The following is a 15695-nucleotide window of genomic DNA, read 5'->3' on the forward strand; positions in this document are numbered from 1 at the left end:
AATTATTTCGGCAGCGGCGTCGAGACGCCCTTGACGTGCCAATTCATGGCGATGATCTCGGGGTCGGCCATGCTTGCGCCCGAGGCTACAGCTTCGCTGCCGTCGGCCTTGGCGATCGGCCCGGTGAAGGGCGAGAAGCTGCCGTCGGCGATCTTTGCCTCGACCTCTTTGATCTTGGTCATCACGTCGGCCGGAATATCCGGATTCCAGTCGACCACTTCGACGACCTTGTCGGCGACGCCGAGGAAGGCATTGGCCCCCTTGAACGTACCGGCGAGATGGGCATCGACCGAAGCCTTGAAGAAGGGCGACCAGTCCGTCGAGATGCAGCCGAGATAGGTTTTCGGCGCATACTTCTTCATCGAGGAGTTGAGATTGAAGGCGTAGACGCCGGCGTCTTCACAGGCCGAGATGACGGATGGTGTGTCCTGGGCATTGGAGAAGATCACGTCGCACTTCTGTGCGATCAGCGCCTTGGCTGCCTCCTGCTCCTTGGCCGGGTCGAACCAGGAATTGACCCAGACGACGGAGACTTCGATATCCGGCTTTACCGCCTGGGCGCCGAGCGTAAAGGCGTTGATCGAGGTAATGAGCTCGGGAATGGCAAAGGCCGAAACGGAGCCGAGCTTGCCGGTCTTGGAAAGTGCTGCCGCGGCCATGCCGAGCAGATAGGTGCCCTGGAAATATTTGGCGGCGAACGGCGAGAAATTGGGAGCAACCTGGAAGCCGGAGGCATGCAGGACCGTCACGCTCGGATCACGGCGGGCGATCTGCAGGGCGCCATTCTGATAGCCGAAGGAGCCGGCGATCAGAAACTTGTTTCCGTCGGCGACGGTCTTGGTCATGATGCGGTCGGCGTCCGGGCCTTCGGCAATATTCTCAAGCACGGTGACCTTCACCTTGTCGCCGTAAGCGGCCTTGATCGGCTCGAGGCCGGCGGCAAGGGCGTGCCCCCAGCCGACGTCGCCGATCGGCGAGGGGACGACGAGCGTTATGCCGAGCGGCTGGTCGGCGGCGAAAGCAAGGCGGCTGCCGAGCACGCCGGCAAGGCCGGTGGCGGCAGCGACCGTCATCAGGTTTCTGCGGGTCAGTTTGGTCATGTTCACGGGTTCCCTTTTTTGGTTTTAGAATTTCACGGCTGCGAGTGCAGCCTCGGCGTCGGCGGAGAGCTTGGCTTCGTCGAGACCGGGGAATTCTCCATTCTGCCAGACGATGCGGCCATTGATCATCGTCATATCGGTTGCCATGCCGATGCCAACGCGGGCAATCAGGCTCAACGGATCGTGCCGCGTACCGACATAATCCATGCGACGCGTGTCAATTGCAAACAGGTCGGCGGCCATGCCGGGCGCCAGCCGGCCGATGTCGCGCCGGCCGAGCAGGCTCGCACCGCCTGTCGTGCCGTAGCCGAGGAAATCGACGGGCGGCGGCACGGGATGGGCGCGGCTGGAGGATACCAGGCACTGCAGCATATAGGCCGAGTGCAGGCAGTGCATCAGGTTGGAATTGTCGTTGGAGGCAGCACCATCGCAGCCAAGGCCGATGCGCAGGCCGAAGGCAGCCATGGCGGGAATGTCGGTGACCTCGGCGCCGACGAGATAGACCGGTTCGGGGCAGTGCGCCACGCCGGTGCCGCTCGCCGCCATCCTCCTGAGTTCGTCGTGGGTCAACTCCCAGCAATGGGCATAGAATGTGTCGGGGCCGGCAAAACCGAGCTCTTCCAGATAATCGACGGTGCGCACGCCATGGCGAGCGTGAATGACCGGGCTTTCGCCCTCGCCGACATGGGTGTGCATCATGACGCCGCGATCACGCGCCAGCGCCACCGATTCCGCAAAGGTCTCGCGATAGCAATTCACCGGCTGGCAGGGCGCCACCACGACCTGGCGCATACTGAACGGGTTGGCATCGTGGTAGGAGTCGATCAGCCGGGCGCAGTCGGCGATGAATTCGTCGGTCGTTTCCAGCATCTCGTCAGGAATGGTCGAGCCCTGCGACTTCGGCAGAGTATTGCCGCCGCGGCCGGCGTGGAAGCGCATGCCGAAGAGCTCGGCGGCTTCGAACTGGCGGTCGATCAGCCGCTTCCCAGCGTGGCGGGGGAAATTATACTGATGGTCGAACGCCGTCGTACAGCCATGTTTGATCATCTCGGCCATCGCCGTGACGGAGGAGTGGTAAAAACACGCCTCATTGAGCTGCGAAAAGATCGGGTAGATGCGGTCGAGCCACTCGATGACCGAAAGCTTCGTCCAGTCGAGGTCGGCGCGGTTGCGCACGAAGCATTGGAAAAAATGATGATGGGTGTTGACGAGGCCGGGATAGACGAACCAGCCGGCGGCATCCTGAACGGTCGTGCCGGCGGGCAGCGCGTCCGCCGCCAGATTTTCACCGATCGCCACAATCGCCGAACCGTCGGTCAGGAGATCGACATTGCGCCGGACGACCGGCCCCTTGCCCTCGTCGACGATCACGGCCGTGCAGTTCTTCAGGAGATATCCAGCCATGTCACGCCTCGCCCGGTTCTTCGATATGAGGTTCAGGCTTCAATTCGTGCAGCCGGTGAATACCCGGCATTTCGATAAACCTATCGAGGGCGCGCAGTGCCCGCGACCAAAGCCGGATGGCGGGATAGGGATCCAGCGACACGCCCCCGTCGGGGGCCAGCGCCACATAGGGAAAGCAGGCGATGTCGGCAATTGTCGGCCGGTCTGCGGCGAGGAAGCGCCTGCCGTAAAGAGCCTGCTCGACAAGTACGGCCTCCAGCTCGCGAAGTGCTGAAATACCCTGGGCCTGTAGCGCGTCGATATCGCCCGGCCGCAGCAGCATTTCATGAAGCCTCGCGCCGCCCAGGCTTGCCGTCAGCCGGCCCGAGAACGACAGCCATTGCTGCACCTTTGCCACTTTCTCGGCCTTGCCGCTGCCAAGCCATTCGGGTGCTGCCTTAGCGGCCAGATAGACGAGGATCGCCGAGGATTCGGTCAGGATCAGATCACCATCCTCCAGGATGGGAATGGATCCCGCCGGATTGAGCGCCAGGAGTTCCGGGCCGCGATGCTCGGCGCCGGGATGGAAATCCACCGGGCGGAGTTCCAGTTTCACGCCGGTCAGCGCCGCCATCAGGCGCACCTTGTAGCAACTGGGGGAGAGAATGTAGTCGTAGAGCTTCATTGCGCCACCAGCTGCGCGCCATAGGTATAATTGTGACGCTTCAGCCAGCGTCGGTAAGCGATCGATGTGAGATCGGCCCGCGTCGGGATTTCCATGCCCGGGTCGAGCGGCAGAAGCGGCGGGATCTGGTTTTCCAGAATCGAACGGTCCTGCAGGAAGATCGTCTGCTGGAAGTGGATGAGATCGGTCATCGCGGTCTCGTCATCGAAAAGCGCCATCCACGGCCAGACGTCGCACAGGTCCTCGGCCAGCGGCTGCACGAAGAGCGTAATGACATCCCATTCGCTCGGGCGCGGCGGGCAGGTCTTGTAGAGCACGGAGCAGGTCGGTGCCGGCACGCGGTACATGTACTCCGTGGTGATCCCGCCGCTTGCCGATTTGGCGGCCTGCGGCTGGTAAAACTTCACCTGCGTTGCCCAGACTTCATCTTCCTCCTCGCGGATCTCAACCTTGTAGTTCTGAACCTCGGTGTGCGGCTCTGCGCCGAGAATGTCGGTGTGGACGAAGGGGAAATGGGCAATGTCGAGGAAATTCTCGACGGCGCGCAGGGGCGAGCAGCGCACGCGCACCACGCCGACGTCGACGAAACGGCGGCCGGGCTGGTCGGCCTCGGGAATCGGGAAAATTTCCTTCTGCGGTTCGCCGAGCGAGGACCAGACATGGCCGTAACGTACGCTCACCGGCAGAACACGGCCGTCGCCGCCCGTTACCCTCGCATTGCCATCGGCGTCGCGCGCCACGTCGATCCGCTCGCCCATCAGCCTCGTCTTACGACCGGCGCTGTCGAGCTGACTGAAAAGCCCAACCGGATACCATTCGTCGATCATCGCCTGCATGCTCACCGCGCGCTCTCCTTTTTCTGAAGATCTTCAGCCCGGCGGCGCAGACTTTCGGCAGCCCGCGAAGCGCCGATGGCCGCAGCAGGACCGAGGTCCTCCTTGAGGAGCACATGGATCAGCGTCTGCCCGTCTTCCTGGACAGATAACAGACAGACAGTGCCGGTGGAGGCGTCGATCTCGATAAGACCGTCAGGGTTCGCCTTCGCGCCGGCCGCCGTTTCAATTGCGGCAACGTCTGCAAACGCCGTCAGCGAGCGCAGGGGAATGAGGCCGTCAAGCCTCGGCGGCTTCGAAGCGGGCGTGCCCACGGCCACCCAGATCATATTGCCCGCTTCCTCGACTTCATGGGTGGCGACACGGATGGTTTCCGGCGGCGCCAGCCCCGGATGGGCGGGAATGCGCAGACAGTTTCCGGCCTGGCCATAGCTCCAGCCGTGGTAGATGCACGAAAGTGCCTCGCCGCGCACGAAGCCATGGGACAAACGCATGCCGCGGTGCGGACAACGATCCGTCGATGCCGATATACGCCCCGAAGCGCTGCGCCAGAGGGCAATCGATCCAGATGCCGTCCGGGCCGGCATGACGGTAGCGGCCGGCAGATCCCGGGAAAGGGCGACTGGCGTCCAATAGCCGGTCGGATCGGATGGCATGACTAAACTTCCTGAACCATACTACGTTTTGTGAAACGATACGCTCAAGGGCTCACGTTTGCATAGTTTTTTCGCATTGGCAACAATGGTTAAATAATATGCATATCGCAAAAACCGCATTTGGTATCAGGCCGTTTCGCCGATCATCACAGTGCGTTCTATGCTCTCGACCCATACGTCGATTGGCCCCAGTGAGCACCCCACCTCCATCATGTCGATCAACTCCTCCGGTCCTGAAAGCTCAAGTTCTATCCGCATTGAACTTGCATGGGATATGCTATGCGAGAGCCCGAGCTTGGCGGCATGACGCCGGATCCAGGGGATAAACGACGCAGCCCTGAGATCACCGATAATCGTCATCCGCTCCTGAAGGTGGCTTGTCACTTGTCCCATGCTCGCCCTTGTATTTCCAACACCATAGCGCCTGAATGAACTTGCGAAAGGGGTATCGTCGAAGCGAGGGTACGCTGTCGGCGTTTGCTCTGCAAAAGACCGGCGACCGTCCACGATGTTCATAGGCTTTGTCGGTCGATCGAGAGGCTGGGCTTGTGGTTGGTCGTTGCTGTGTTAACTAGCTGTCTTGCGATTTTCCGCCGGCTGCTCAAGGCCAGCGGAAGATCCCGCATTCAACAGCTGCGCGATCGGAACCCGCATGAAGAATGGACAGCAGGATAAACGTGACATGCCCTCGTCGCCGGCCAGCCGGTCGCCGCAGGAGCGCCAACGATCCCTGGCGATCGGGCTTTTGCGTGCGCGCGAAGCGGTGATGAGCCATTTCCGGCCGATCCTGGCGGCGCACGATGTCACCGAGCAGCAGTGGCGGGTGATCCGTGTACTATCCGAAGCGGGAACGCTCGATGCAAGCGAAGTGGCGGACAAGGCCTCGATCCTGGCGCCGAGCCTGACGCGCATGATCCGCTCGCTCGAGGAGCGCGGCTTCATCACCAAACATAAGGACAAGGCCGACGGCCGACGGGTGCTGCTGCGGATTACGCCCGCAGGGCGGGCAATGGTCGACGAAGTCATGCCGGAGAGCCTGAAGGTCTATGCCGATATAGGTGCGCGCTTCGGTGGGGAGCGGGTCGAGCAACTCTTGGACATGCTTGACGAACTGACGGCGCTGAGGCTCGAAGGCGCGACCGGCGGTGAAGAGTGACGCCTTGCGGTTCGTGCAAAGCCTCTTGATTAATGTGTTAAATATATGATTGACGACCCGTCCGGTCTGCGGCAGTCTTCAGCGGTATTGACACTGTTGGGAGGCAGAGTTGGACCTGTTGCAGAACCGCAGCCTCGTCGATCGCGCCTGGGCGCCGACACCCTACGATCAATGGTCGGACGATCTTCATAACATCTGCGGGAATTTCAATCCGCACACGATGGAGCGCGGCGACAAGGTGGTCGGCACCGCAAGCCGCATCGACGTCTGCGGCATGGAATTCGCCCATGTCTCCAACGATCTCGATTATGTCCATCGCGGCTGGGAGGATATTCGCCGCGACGCCCACGAGCATCTGTTCCTGATCCTACAGCTCGAGGGGGCTTGCGGGGTGGAGCATTCCGGCCAGCAGAATATCCTCGACGTCGGCGAATGCATTCTGGTCGATTCCACGCGCCCGACCACCCTCTATTTTCACGGACACTTCTCCAATCATCTCTCCCTGCATCTGCCGCGGCAATTGATGTATTCGGGCAGCAAGGTGGATTTCGACGTCGCCCGCAAACTTGTCGCCGGCGATCCGATGGCGGTGATGCTGCGCGCGCTGATCGCCAAGATGATGACGACGCCGGAAAGCGAAGCGGCCTCGCCACATCTGCGCCAGCTGATGTTCGATACGACGCGCCAGGCGTTTCTGTCGACAGACATCCAGACGGCAAGCCTGAATTCCCTGCATGACAGTGCGGGCAGGCGCATGCAGATGGTCGATATCCTGATCGACAAACACCTGACCGAGAGCGATCTCAGCGCCAAATGGCTGGCGACGAGGCTGGGTGTGTCGATCCGCACGCTGCAGCAGGATTTCCAGGGATTGGGCATGACCTGCACCACCGTCATCCGCGACAAGCGCCTGCGCTTCGCGCGGGAAAAGATCGAGCAGCTCAAGGAGCAGCGCAACGTCGGAACGATCGCCGAAGTCGCCTATTCGGCCGGTTTCAACGACATTTCCTATTTCAACCGCAGCTTCAAGGAACTGTTCGATTGTGCGCCGAGCGAGCTGCTTCGCGCCGGCGAAGCGGTGCCAAAGATGGTCTGACGCGCAATTTGCGCTTCCGTCCAAGACGCGGCGCGTTTCTCCCCAAGACGGTTTTTCCGGCGAAAGTCATAATCCTCCCTAATGTCACGGGAGGAGAATATCGTGAAGCAGTCTACCCTGCTCATTGGTGGTGAAACTGTTGCCACCACCCAACATGCGCCGGTCACAAATCCGTCGAACGGCGAAATCGTCGGTTATATGCCGCTTGCCGGGCAAGCCGATCTCGACCAGGCCGTTGCCGCCGCAGCCGCGGCTTTCAAAAACTGGTCGCAGACCTCGAACGAAGAACGCGCCGCCGCTTGCCGGGCCATCGCTGAAAAAATCAACGAACACGCCGAGGAATTGGCGCAGCTCCTGACCCGGGAGCAGGGTAAACCGCTCAACGGCCTCGGGTCGCGTTTTGAAATCGGCGGCGCGTTCGCCTGGACTCGCCATACGGCGGAACTCGATCTGCCGGTCGAGATCCTGCAGGATGACAATGAAGGCCGCGTCGAGTTGCATCGAAAGCCGATCGGCGTCGTCGGTTCGATCACACCCTGGAACTGGCCTGTTATGATCGCTTGCTGGCACATCGTGCCGGCGGTGCGGGCCGGCAATACCGTGGTCATCAAGCCATCGCCCCTGACCCCGCTCTCGACCATCCGCCTGGTCGAGATCATCAATGATGTGCTGCCCCCCGGCGTCGTCAATGTGATCACCGGGGAAAACAGCATCGGTGCTGCGCTTTCCGCCCATCCCGGTATCGCCAAGATGACCTTCACCGGCTCGACCGAGACGGGCAAGAAAATCATGGCCTCGGCCGTCGCCACCTTGAAGCGGCTGACGCTGGAGCTCGGCGGCAATGATGCGGGCATCGTGCTGCCCGACGTCGATCCGAAAGGCGTCGCCGAGGGTCTGTTCTGGGGCGCCTTCATCAATAACGGCCAGACCTGCGCGGCGCTGAAACGCCTCTATGTGCATGACAGCATCTATGAGGAGGTCTGCGCGGCACTTGCCGATTACGCCGGAAAGATCACCGTCGGCGACGGCCTGGATGAGGCCAGCATCCTCGGGCCGATACAGAACGAAATACAGTTCAACAAAGTGCGCGATCTCGTCGACGATGCGCGCGCTCAGGGCGGCCGCATTCTGACCGGCGGCGCGCCGCTGGACCGGCCCGGCTATTTCTATCCGATCACCCTCGTTGCCGATGTCGATCATGGTGTGCGCCTGGTCGATGAGGAGCAGTTCGGCCCGGCCCTGCCGATCATTCGCTACAGCGATCTCGACGAGGTGATCGCCCGCGCCAACCAGAATCCGGCCGGTCTCGGCGGCTCGGTCTGGTCTGCCGACGTCGAGAAGGCCAAGCGTTATGCGAGGCAGCTCGAATGCGGCTCGGTCTGGATCAACAAACACGGCGCGATCCAGCCCAACGCGCCCTTCGGCGGCGTCAAACAATCCGGCATCGGCGTCGAATTCGGCGCCGAAGGCCTGAAGGAATTCACCACGATCCAGACGGTGTTGAGCTGAACCATGACGACTTACGATTACATCATCGTCGGAGGCGGATCCTCGGGTTGCGTGCTGGCGAACCGGCTGTCGGAAAATGCGGCGCACAAGGTGCTGCTGATCGAGTCCGGCCGCCGCGACGCCGATCCGTGGATCCATATACCCGCGACCTTCTTCAAGGTGCTGGGCAAGGGGATCGATATCCATCCCTATGCATCGAACCCCGACAAAGGGCTGAACGGGCGGCCGAGCATCGTGCCGCAGGGCAATGTGCTTGGCGGCGGCAGCTCGGTGAATGCGATGATCTATATTCGCGGCCATCGCAACGACTACGACACCTGGTCGCAGATGGGCTGCCAGGGCTGGTCCTATGATGACGTGCTTCCGGTCTTCCGCTCGCTGGAGCACAACGAGCGGCTGAACGGCCAATTCCACGGTAGGAAGGGCGGCCTGCACGTCTCCGACCCCCGCCATCGGCATCCGCTGAGCGAGGCCTTCGTCAAGGCAGCGACCGAAATCGGCATTCCCCACAATGACGATTTCAACGGCACGGATCAGGCAGGCGTCGGCTTCTACCAGAGCACCACTTATGGCGGCCGGCGCTGGAGCTCGGCCCAGGCCTTCCTACGCGAAGCGGAGAAGCGGCCGAACCTCACCGTGCTGACCGAGCGCAAGGTGGCGCGCGTCCTGTTCGAGGGTCAGAGGGCAGCCGGCGTCGAACTGGTCGACGGCACGACCTTCAAGGCGTCGCGCGAAATCGCGCTCACATCGGGGGCTATTGCCACGCCGAAGATCCTGCAATTGTCGGGCATCGGCGACGGTGCGCATCTTGCCTCGCTCGGCATCCAGGTTGTCGCCGACCTGCCGGGCGTTGGCGCCAATTATCAGGATCACCTCGAAGTGCCGGTGCAGGGCGAAACACGCGAGCCGATCTCGATCCTTGGTCATGACCGCGGGCTGCGTGCCGCCGGCCATATGCTGCGTTATCTGACATCGCGTCGCGGGCTGCTCTCGTCCAACGTCGTCGAATGCGGCGGCTTCGTCGATACCGCAGGCACCGGCCAGCCGGATGTGCAGTTCCATGTGCTGCCGGTGCTGATCGGATTCGTCGACCGCGAACCGGAGCCCGGCCACGGCCTCAGCATCGGGCCGTGTTATCTCCGGCCGCGGTCGCGCGGCTGGATCAGGCTGAAGAGCGCCGATCCGAGGGAGCAGACCGATTTCAACGCCAACCTGCTCTCCGATCCCGCCGATATCGAAACTCTGGTGCGCGGTGTCGAGACAGCGATCCGCATCCTCGATGCGCCAGCCCTTGCCAAACTGGTCAAGCGCCGCGTGCTGCCGAAACCTGGGATCGAAAAGGATCCGGAGGCCCTGCGCGATTACATCCGCCAGTCGGCCAAAACAGTGTTCCATCCGGCGGGAACGGCCCGCATGGGCCGCGCTGATGATCGCATGGCCGTCGTCGGACCGGACCTCAAGGTGCGCGGCGTCGAGGGGCTGCGCGTCTGCGACGCTTCGGTGATGCCGACGCTGGTGTCGGGCAATACCAACGCGCCGACGATGATGATTGCGGCAAAGGCCGCTGCGTTCATGACAGGGAAGGCGATTTCCGGCTGAGCCTGGATATCGCCGATCGCAATATCCCGTGGGGAGCGGGACAACACACTGGAGGAGACAATGCCTATCAATCCAAAAGGGCTGGTAATCGGCCTTTTGCTGACGCTCGTTTCGGCGTTCAGCGCACATGCTGCCGCATCCTGCGGCGACAATAGCGGTAAGCCGGCAACCGGCGAACCAATTGTGATCGGCGCGATCACGGGCAAAACGGGGCCGGACGATTTTTCCAATTCCACCAAGGCGGCCAAGGCCTATTTCGACTGCCTGAACGCCAATGGCGGCATCAAAGGCCGGCCGGTCAAATATCTGGTCGAGGACGACCAGTGGAATCCTGAGATCGCAGCACAGCTCGCCGCCAAGCTCGTCAACGACGAGGAGGCCGTGCTGATGGTCGGCAATTCGAGCTTCGTCGAATGCGGCGCCAATGCCGATTTCTACAAGAAATCCGGCATTCTCGTCGTCGCCGGCGTCGGCGTCCCGCGCGAATGTTTCTTCGCGGCGAACTATGCGCCAACCAATGCCGGTCCGCGCGTCTCGATGCTCGGCGCCATGGGCTATGCGCTCGATCAGCTGAAGGCAAAATCCGTCGTCTGCATCGGGCCGAACATTCCGAATGTCGGCACCTGGTCCTGCGACGGGATCATCCAACTCGCCAAGGAGAAAGGCCTGACGGCCGAGACGATCTTGATGGATCCCGGCACGGCCGATTCCACATCGACCATCCTGCAGGCGGCAGCTTCCAAGCCGGATGTGATCATCCTCGGCCTGCCCAAGGGCGTGACCGTGCCGCTGCTGACCGCTGCGGAAGAACAGGGGCTGAACCAGAGCATCAAGTTCCTGAGCGCCGCCTCGGCCTATGATCTCTCGGTGCCCGGCACGATCGGGGCCGGCTGGGACGGCAATTTCATCGTCAACATGGAGTTCAACGATCTCGAAGCGACGACGCCTGATAATCAGAACTGGCTCGCCGTCATGGATCAATACGGCCAGAAATCCGATCCGCGCGATACCTTCGCCCAGGCCGGCTATCTCTCGGCACGGATCGCCGAGACGGCACTGATGACGCTCGATCCCGCCAATATCAATCGCGAGACGGCATCGGCTGCGGTGCAGGGGATAAAGGGCTTCAAGAGCGATATCTTCTGCGCGCCCTGGTATTTCGGCGACGGCCAGGCCCGCCACAATGCCAATTCGACGACGCGTATGGCCGTCAGTGAAGGCGGCAAGTGGAAAGTTGTCTCCGACTGCGCGCCGTCGCCGGATCCTGAGCTGAAGGACATCCGCGCCTTCGAAAAGTCCGCTGGCATCAATTGAGCCTGCGACTGCCATCGTGCTCCGCGGTATCACCCCGCGGAGCCGGGCAAGGTCTAGAGGATCGGCTTATGAATATTCTTCCCTTCGTCATTTCCGGGCTTGGGATCGGCGCCGTCTATGCCCTGTCGGGCGTCGGCCTCGTCGTGCTGTTTCGGGCGACCGGCGTTCTCAATTTCGCTTTCGGTGCTTTTGGCGCGATGGGCGCGCATTGCGCCTGGCAGCTGCTCGAGTGGAAGGTCCCGCTGATCGTCGCCATCCTTGCGGCGGTCGTGGTCTCGACGGCGATCAGCTTTCTCTACGGGCGGATCTTCGCTCCCATGCTGTCGCATCGCGATACCGTCGTGCGCGCCGTCGGCACACTAGCGCCGGCTCTGGTTCTGATCGCCGTCATGGGTGTCGTCTGGGGCGAGCTGCCGCGCCGCCTGCAGTTTCCGACCGACCAGATGTTCGTCTCGCTCTTTGCCGTGCGCTTGACCTACACGCGCATCATCGCCCTTCTTCTCGCCGTCGCCATGGTCGTCGCGATCACCTTGCTGCTTTCCCGCACGCGGCTCGGCCTCGATATGCGCGCACTGGCCAATGACCGCGATCTCAGCGCAGTGCTCGGCGTGCGCGTCCTCCATACCGAGACCGCCGCCTGGATCATAACCGGCATCTTCTCAGGCCTTGCCGGCCTGCTGCTGGCCGATCTCGTGCGCCTGCAGGGCACCTTCCTGACGCTGCTGGTCATTCCCGCCATTGCCGCGGCGATCCTCGGCCAGTTGCGCTCGCTTTGGGAGACGGCGGCTGCCGGCATTCTGATCGGCATTGCCGAGGCGGCGCTGACGCCGATTGCCTGGATATCGCCCTATCGCGCGGCGGCACCCTTTATCATCGCGCTCGCCGCCGTCACGATCCTCGGAGGCACGGCGAAGGCCGCGTTGAAAGACCGATGAGCGTTCAGCCGCAAACAATCGCCTCCAACGCCGAAGGCCTGTCGATAATGCGCCTGCCGAAACAGCTTCTGCATGTCCCCGTGACGATGGCGCTCTTCGCGGCCGCGGTCGCCTTTCTCGCCAATTCCTTCTGGCTTTCGGCGGCAACCTCGGCCGTCGCCCTCTCGCTGTCCGTGGCCGGCCTTGCCATTCTTTATGGTCAGCTCGGCCTGGTTTCGCTCTGCCAGTTCGCCCTCGTCGGTGTCGGCGGCTGGGTAACGCTGCGCATCGGCCATGCCCTTCATCCGCCCTTCGAGGTGAGCCTGCTTGCCGGCGGCATCGTCGCCTCCGCGGTCGGGCTCGCCTTTGGCGTACCGGCCTTGCGGCTGCGTGGTCTCTACCTCGCGCTCGTCACCCTGATGCTCGCCGGCGGCTTCCAGATCATCATCAGCGCTTGGGGTTTCCCTGATGGCGGTCCTGGTTTTCTCGGTCGGGCGGACGGCTCCGGACGCGAAATGCTGGCGAGGCCTGCCATGGCCGACGGCGAGGTTGCCTATTTCCTCTATGTCTGCACGGCAGCTGCGATCGGTCTTTTGATCGCGCAATGGCATAAGCTTGCGCGTCCCGGCAGGGCCTGGGCGCTGATCCGCAAGGGCGAGACTGTCGCCGTCGCCAGCGGCGTCAACGTTCTCATCTACAAGGCCTGGGCCTTTGCGCTCAGCGGCCTGCTCGCCGGCCTTGCCGGCGGGCTGCTCGCCGGCAATGTCGGCCAGCTCGACGGGCGCGCCTTCGGCGCCTTCGAGAGCCTCAATCTCTTTGCGCTCGCCATCGTCGGCGGTGTCTTCAACTGGTACGGCGCGCTGATCGCCGGCCTTCTACTGCGCGCGGTGCCGGCGCTGCTCACCGATCTCGGCATCGACGGTTATGTCACGATCGGCATTTTCGGCGTCGCCCTGTTCCATGCGCTGGCAACGGCGCCGACCGGCATAGCCGGCCAGATCGCGGCTCTGCTCGCCCGTCTGAACCGCGGCCTATCAAGGGGGAGGGCACGATGATCACCATCGACAATCTCGTCGTCCAGTTCGGTGGTGTGAAGCCGATCAACGAGCTCAGCGCAGTGCTCACCGCACCGGTCGCGGGCCTCATCGGCCCGAATGGCGCCGGCAAGACGACACTGCTCAACGTGCTCTCCGGTTTCATCAGGCCGGTTCAGGGGACTGTGTCGCTCGGCGCCCAGGCGCTGTTGCCGATGACGCCGCTGCAGCGCGTGCGCGCCGGCCTGCGCCGCTCGTTCCAGACCGAACAGGTGGTCGAGGACCTGACCGTCGCCGGCAATATCGCAGCGATCGCCGATCATGTGGTTGGCGCGCCGCATCGCTCCGAAGCCGTGGACGAGGCGCTTTCCTTCGTCGGTCTCAGCACGGCTGCCGACCGGCTGGGGCAATCGCTCAATCTCTTCCAGCGCCGCCTGGTCGAACTGGCGAAATGCGTCGTCGGCAAGCCGAAGCTCATCCTGCTCGACGAACCGGCCGCCGGCCTGACCGAGGAGGAGGGAAAGGCGTTCCGCGAGCTGGTGCTGCGCATCCCCGCGGAATTCCGGGCGCAGGTTCTGGTCATCGATCATGACGTCGACCTTATCCGCTCCATGTGCAGCGAAACCATGGTGCTCGACTACGGAAAGCTGCTGGCCCTCGGCCCGACGCAGACCGTGCTTGCCGATCCGAACGTGCGGCGCGCCTATCTGGGGGAGTTCTGAAATGAGCGGGATTTCCGAGGTCAGCGTCGAAAACCTCGTCGTCGAACGCGGTGGTAAACGCGTCATTCATGACATTTCCTTTTCGGTCGCAGCCGGCAAGGTGACGACCCTGCTCGGCGCCAATGGGGCGGGAAAATCGAGCACAGTCATGGCCATGGCAGGTGTTCTGCCGCGCGGCGGCGCGGTGCGGCTGGGAGACATCGCACTCGAAGGATTTGTGCCCGACCGCATTCGCCGGGCAGGCCTTGCGCTCGTTCCGGAAGGGCACCGCGTGCTGGGGCAATTGTCGGTGGAGGACAATATCCTCGTCGCCGCGCTCGATCCTTCGGCGGCGGCGCGCCGGCAGGGGCTGGAGCGCGCCTATGAGATATTTCCTGAGCTTGCCGAGCGCCGGCATCAGTCGGCTTCCGATCTCTCCGGCGGTCAGAAGCAGATGGTGGCGATGGCGCAGGCTTTCGTCGCAAAGCCGCGTTTCATGATCGTCGACGAGCTTTCGCTCGGCTTGGCGCCTGCCGTGGTCAAGCGCCTGGCCGAAGCGCTGAAGATCGCCGCTGCCGGCGGCATCGGCGTGCTGCTGATCGAGCAATTCGCCAATCTCGCGCTGGATCTCGCCGACAGGGCGCTCGTGCTGGAGCGCGGCCGCCTTGTCTTCGACGGTCCCGCCGCGACGCTGAAAGCCCAGCCGGACATCCTCCATGGCGCCTATCTGGCGAGCTGAGGCAAGGAGGCCGTCATGCGTTTTTCCGCTGATCACCGCCCTATCGAGACGGCTCGGGGCCAAGAATTTGCCGGGCTTGCCCGCGCGCTGTTCGGCAATGTCAGGCTCGACTTCACGGCGGCCGACGAGGAGAAGAGTTCGATGCTCTCGGCCATGCTGGGAGCCTGCCGGCTGACCCGGCTGGAAGCCGACCGGCACGTGGTTTTCGGCGAGCGGGTGACGGCGGAGCCTGACGATCCCGACGCGATCAAGCTGATCCTGCAGACCCAAGGCAGCGCCTCGATCACCCAGGGCGGTTTGCACGCGCCGGTTTCCACCAATGCACTTGTGATCTATGACCCGCGCCGTCCCTATGTGCTGACCAACGGCACGCCGGTCCGCCAATTGCTGCTGCAACTGCCGCGGCAGGCATTGCCGCAGGCCGCGGTGGAGCGGTTGGCAGTACCCTTCACCGCGCATGCCGAGCATGACGGCATGTGCGGCATTCTGCTGTCGCTGATGGAAACGACCATGCACGAGATCAGCCATCTCGACGAAGCGCGGCGTTCGAGCGTCGGCCAGACGATGATCGATCTCGTCCGCACCATGATCGGCGACGGTGCCACGGCGGGACTGGTCGCCAATCCCCTCGATCTGCTGCTGGCGCGCATCAAGCATTTCATCGCCGGGAATATCGCACGGCCGGATCTTACCGTCGCCATGATCGCGCGGCGCATGGGCTGCTCGGTGCGTTACGTCTATCGCGCATTCGAGGCCGAACGGCTGACGCCGTCCGACTATATCTGGGACCTGCGCCTGCAGCAGGCTGCGGCCAAGCTGCGCGAGGCCGGCGGCCATAGCGGCGAAATATCCGAGATCGCCTTTGCGCTCGGCTTTTCCTCCAGCGCGCATTTTTCGCGGGCTTTCCGCGCCCGCTACGCCGTTTCGCCGTCGCAATGGCGCAAGGCTGCGCTTTCCTAGAACAGGATGATTTTAG

General features: G+C 62.9%; 16 protein-coding genes. 10 read left to right on the forward strand and 6 right to left on the reverse strand.

The features are described 5' to 3' along the window. Nucleotides 1-2 precede the first annotated feature (2 nt). The 6 genes from FHX14_RS13750 to FHX14_RS13775 form a co-directional block, all read right to left on the reverse strand. On the reverse strand, nt 3-1100 hold the full coding sequence (locus tag FHX14_RS13750; RefSeq protein WP_184377490.1) for a BMP family ABC transporter substrate-binding protein: 1098 nt from the start codon (nt 1098-1100) through the stop codon (nt 3-5). A gap of 24 nt (nt 1101-1124) precedes the next feature. Further along, nucleotides 1125-2504 carry an amidohydrolase gene (locus tag FHX14_RS13755; RefSeq protein WP_184377491.1) on the reverse strand — a complete coding sequence of 460 codons (1380 nt, stop codon included), beginning with the start codon at nt 2502-2504 and terminating at the stop codon, nt 1125-1127. Between the two features lies 1 nt (nt 2505). After that, nucleotides 2506-3168 carry a glutathione S-transferase family protein gene (locus FHX14_RS13760; RefSeq protein ID WP_184377492.1) on the reverse strand — a complete coding sequence of 221 codons (663 nt, stop codon included), beginning with the start codon at nt 3166-3168 and terminating at the stop codon, nt 2506-2508. Continuing rightward, complete coding sequence (locus tag FHX14_RS13765; protein ID WP_184377493.1) at nt 3165-4010, reverse strand: aromatic ring-hydroxylating dioxygenase subunit alpha; 846 nt, start codon at nt 4008-4010, stop codon at nt 3165-3167. Before FHX14_RS13765 ends, FHX14_RS13760 begins: the two co-directional genes overlap by 4 nt. Then, nucleotides 4007-4657, reverse strand: coding sequence for a Rieske (2Fe-2S) protein (locus FHX14_RS13770; protein ID WP_003591746.1), 651 nt, complete (start codon nt 4655-4657; stop codon nt 4007-4009). The genes FHX14_RS13765 and FHX14_RS13770 overlap by 4 nt, the downstream gene beginning before the upstream one ends. 126 nt (nt 4658-4783) lie before the next feature. After that, nucleotides 4784-5050, reverse strand: coding sequence for an acylphosphatase (locus tag FHX14_RS13775; RefSeq protein ID WP_184377587.1), 267 nt, complete (start codon nt 5048-5050; stop codon nt 4784-4786). Nucleotides 5051-5309: 259 nt separating this feature from the next. On the opposite strand from FHX14_RS13775, the gene hpaR reads away from it, so the two are divergent. The 10 genes from hpaR to FHX14_RS13825 all read left to right on the forward strand — a co-directional run bounded on the left by hpaR (nt 5310) and on the right by FHX14_RS13825 (nt 15679). Further along, nucleotides 5310-5813 carry a homoprotocatechuate degradation operon regulator HpaR gene (gene hpaR / locus FHX14_RS13780; RefSeq protein ID WP_184377494.1) on the forward strand — a complete coding sequence of 168 codons (504 nt, stop codon included), beginning with the start codon at nt 5310-5312 and terminating at the stop codon, nt 5811-5813. A 109-nt stretch (nt 5814-5922) separates the two neighbouring features. Beyond that, nucleotides 5923-6909: a helix-turn-helix domain-containing protein gene (locus FHX14_RS13785; RefSeq protein WP_184377495.1), complete on the forward strand. Its 987-nt coding sequence runs from the start codon at nt 5923-5925 to the stop codon at nt 6907-6909. Nucleotides 6910-7011: 102 nt separating this feature from the next. Next, the gene (locus FHX14_RS13790) at nt 7012-8418 is read left to right on the forward strand and encodes an aldehyde dehydrogenase family protein (protein ID WP_184377496.1); all 1407 of its coding nucleotides are present in this window, start codon (nt 7012-7014) and stop codon (nt 8416-8418) included. Nucleotides 8419-8421: 3 nt separating this feature from the next. Then, nucleotides 8422-10017, forward strand: coding sequence for a GMC family oxidoreductase N-terminal domain-containing protein (locus FHX14_RS13795; protein ID WP_184377497.1), 1596 nt, complete (start codon nt 8422-8424; stop codon nt 10015-10017). 60 nt (nt 10018-10077) lie between these two features. Beyond that, nucleotides 10078-11331 carry an ABC transporter substrate-binding protein gene (locus tag FHX14_RS13800; protein ID WP_184377498.1) on the forward strand — a complete coding sequence of 418 codons (1254 nt, stop codon included), beginning with the start codon at nt 10078-10080 and terminating at the stop codon, nt 11329-11331. Between the two features lie 68 nt (nt 11332-11399). Beyond that, nucleotides 11400-12266, forward strand: a complete 867-nt coding sequence (locus FHX14_RS13805) for a branched-chain amino acid ABC transporter permease (protein WP_097626222.1) — start codon at nt 11400-11402, stop codon at nt 12264-12266. After that, the gene (locus FHX14_RS13810; protein WP_184377499.1) at nt 12263-13300 is read left to right on the forward strand and encodes a branched-chain amino acid ABC transporter permease; all 1038 of its coding nucleotides are present in this window, start codon (nt 12263-12265) and stop codon (nt 13298-13300) included. The genes FHX14_RS13805 and FHX14_RS13810 overlap by 4 nt, the downstream gene beginning before the upstream one ends. Further along, entirely contained in the window at nt 13297-14001 is a 705-nt protein-coding gene (locus FHX14_RS13815) for an ATP-binding cassette domain-containing protein (RefSeq protein WP_184377500.1), read from the forward strand. The genes FHX14_RS13810 and FHX14_RS13815 overlap by 4 nt, the downstream gene beginning before the upstream one ends. 1 nt (nt 14002) lies before the next feature. Beyond that, nucleotides 14003-14719: an ABC transporter ATP-binding protein gene (locus FHX14_RS13820; RefSeq protein WP_184377501.1), complete on the forward strand. Its 717-nt coding sequence runs from the start codon at nt 14003-14005 to the stop codon at nt 14717-14719. A 15-nt stretch (nt 14720-14734) separates the two neighbouring features. Then, nucleotides 14735-15679, forward strand: coding sequence for a helix-turn-helix domain-containing protein (locus FHX14_RS13825; protein WP_184377502.1), 945 nt, complete (start codon nt 14735-14737; stop codon nt 15677-15679). Nucleotides 15680-15695: the final 16 nt, after the last annotated feature.

Origin of the sequence: Rhizobium sp. BK619, from assembly GCF_014195245.1 — a bacterium.
Lineage (GTDB): Bacteria > Pseudomonadota > Alphaproteobacteria > Rhizobiales > Rhizobiaceae > Rhizobium > Rhizobium acidisoli.